Source organism: Marinilabiliales bacterium, assembly GCA_007695015.1.
In the GTDB taxonomy this organism is placed as follows: domain Bacteria; phylum Bacteroidota; class Bacteroidia; order Bacteroidales; family PUMT01; genus PXAP01.
This window is the reverse complement of sequence record REEN01000001.1, coordinates 1-2,834: the sequence shown is the minus strand read 5'-3', so window position 1 is coordinate 2,834 and position 2,834 is coordinate 1. Positions and strand designations below refer to the sequence as shown.

Genomic DNA, 2,834 nt, shown 5'->3' with positions numbered 1-2,834 from the left:
TTATCCTTAACTTTTTCATCCAAAGTATCAAAAAACTCCCACACTTCTTCAAGTAGAATAATATCAAATTTTTGTTTCATTAATCACTTTTTTGTTCCTGCCAAATATAGACAAAAGTTCTAATATATGGAAACATATTCAGCTGTGTTTTCTGAACAGTATTTTATTTTTTATCTATTCCGAAACACTCAATACAAAATTTGGCAAACCAACTTGCGATTTAAAGTGGTCAAATTCGACCACTTTAAAACCCGGATTATTTATTTGCTCCCATGTGCTCAAAAATTCGAGTGTGTAACAGCCGGAAACCAACTGCATTACAAACCACTAAAGTACAAAACAGGAAATTAATAGTATCTGAAATTGATCATATTTTTAAATGCAATCCCCCTCTGTTTCATGCTGCAGCCAGCAATGACCAGTTTACCCTCTGCTGCCGGGCAGAAATACCTGTTATCTTATTCCAACTATTAAGGCATTTATTTCGTTATATTTTTTTACCTTATACCCAGATGTCAGATCTCGAGGTGACTGTTTCAATAACCGGGAATAATTCCTTAAATTAGCTGACAATGAGCGTGAACATCCTGAAAAGAACCCTGCTGATTGCAATAATTTCAGCAATATCAGTCAGCTCCCTGGGCCAGAGTTCCAACCAGGCCGGCATTAACCCTGGCTACGGGATTTGAGACGGTGTGCATGCAGGTGTATATATACGGGCGGGATTTATTAACTTTGTCAAAAACCGGCACGCGGCATAAACGGGCCGGGTAATGGCTTGTGAAACATGGACTACAAAAAAGGAATAATAGTTTTGCTGGTGATCCTGACCGCGGGTTGTTCGGTTTTAAGGAAAACTGCTGATGAAGCGGATAGTGAGCCGCAAACGGTCGGGGAGGTCGAACCGGTCACGCTTACAGGATTCAAGGCAACGGGCAACGAACCGTTCTGGGCACTGGAAATTGAATTTGACAACCTGCTCAAATTCACAAGCCTTACCGAAGAGTTCCCTGAATTCACCTTCCCGGCAACCGGCCCTGAAAGGGTTGACGGCCTTTCATTTGTGAGATACTCTGCAAGGACATATAATGCCAATACAGTTGTAGAGATCTCCCGCGAAGAGTGCATCGACACCATGAAGGGAAACCGCTTCCCCTACAGGGTAAGCCTTTCATTAAAAAGGACCCGGGATGATGATTTTACGGTATTCAGGGGATGCGGACAATACCTGGGCAGATACCGGCTGAATGATATATGGGTGCTTGAAAAGATTGACGGCGAAGCTGTTGATATTCCTGAATCAAGACAAAAGCCTACCATGGAGGTTGACCTGGCAGGCATGACCATATCCGGTTACGGGGGTTGTAACAGATATCACGGGAAGGCCGGGCTGGTCAATAATACGCTGGTAACCGGCAACATCATGTCAACAAAGATGGCGTGCCTTGACACACAGGAGGTCGAGAACCGTTTCCTTAAAACGATATCGTCTCAAACCCTGGAGTTCGAAATAGATGAGGAGGGCCTGCGAATGACCGACGGCGAGACCGAGCTCTTTTTCACCAGGGCGGAATAAATCACACTTCACCCCATCATGAACATATTATCACGGTATTTGCCGGTACACCTGCAAGGGCTGTGTTCAGGCATCCTGCCACGACAGGTTGGTTCGTTAGGTGGCTCAGACGCTCCTAATTAACCCCCCTGACGTTCATTTTAATCCCGAACACCGCATCCATGGCGGTAATGAACAGCATGTCCCTGTCAGGGCCGGCAAAGCATATGTTGGCGGTCCACCCCTTGTCGACCGGGATATGTGCTATCTGCTCCCCATGCTTGTCAAATACCGTAACACCGCGGCCTGTAAGGTAAACATTGCCACGATCATCCATGGTCATGCCGTCGGAGCCCAGCTCACAAAAAAGCCTGCGGTTCGAAAGGGTGCCGTCGTCATTGATATCGTAGGCATAGGTCTTGTTATCACCAATATCGGCTACGTATAGCGTCTTGCCGTCAGGGGTGCCGATAATGCCGTTGGGCTTGACAAGGTCTTCGTCAACCCTGAAGTAGCTGTTGCCGTCGGCGCTCAGAAAATAGACATGCTCACCGTCCTGCTGCATCTCCGGATCGCGCTCCCAGTAGCCTCTTTTATAGAGCGGGTCGGTAAAATACATACCTCCGTCGGGTCGTACCCACACGTCATTGGGGCCGTTTAGCAGCTTCCCGCTCCAGTTGTCAACCAGAACGGTAACCTCTTCGGTATCCATATCGATCGACCAGAGCTCATTGTCCATGTCGGCACAGGTGATAAGGTTCCCGCTTTTGTCAAAATACATGCCGTTGGAGCGGCCTGCATCTTCCATAAAAACCGATAATTCGCCTGTGGACCAGTTCCATTTCACTATTGTGTTATTTGGCTGATCGGTAAAATAGACATTCCCCCCGGCATCGGGAGCCGGCCCCTCGGTGAAGGAGAACCCGTCACCCAACAGTTCAAGGGTTGCCCCCTGGGCAATAATATTGGTTTTATCCATTATCTGGGCGTTTAGTGAGAATAAAGGCAGCAAAAGAAACATAATGAATTTAAGTGCAATAAGGCATTTCAGGCTGTCAGGCCTTCCTGCGACAGCAATTTCCAGGTATGACGACGATTTGTTTTCCATAAAAGTTTTGTTTAATACGATTAATGAGGTTATGACATAAAGGCCAAATATATTACTTTGTGCATAATTCTTCCGTTCTAATTACTGGTTTCAAAAAACTCCAGCATCATTTTTGACATCTTACGGTAAACACGCCTGTAACGCACCTTATCTGCAACGTTTACCGTTTCC

2 protein-coding genes and 1 pseudogene are annotated in these 2,834 nt (G+C 46.1%); 1 reads left to right on the top strand and 2 read right to left on the bottom strand.

What is annotated here, in order from left to right:
• Window positions 1-177 precede the first annotated feature (177 nt).
• Window positions 178-297 (bottom strand): annotated as a pseudogene (locus tag EA408_00015) (KilA-N domain-containing protein).
• A gap of 490 nt (window positions 298-787) precedes the next feature.
• Here EA408_00015 and EA408_00010 point away from each other — a divergent pair.
• Window positions 788-1,576: an META domain-containing protein gene (locus EA408_00010; protein ID TVR75703.1), complete on the top strand. Its 789-nt coding sequence runs from the start codon at window positions 788-790 to the stop codon at window positions 1,574-1,576.
• 115 nt (window positions 1,577-1,691) lie between these two features.
• On the opposite strand, the gene EA408_00005 is transcribed toward EA408_00010, so the two are convergent.
• Window positions 1,692-2,534, bottom strand: a complete 843-nt coding sequence (locus EA408_00005) for an SMP-30/gluconolactonase/LRE family protein (protein ID TVR75704.1) — start codon at window positions 2,532-2,534, stop codon at window positions 1,692-1,694.
• Window positions 2,535-2,834 lie beyond the last annotated feature (300 nt).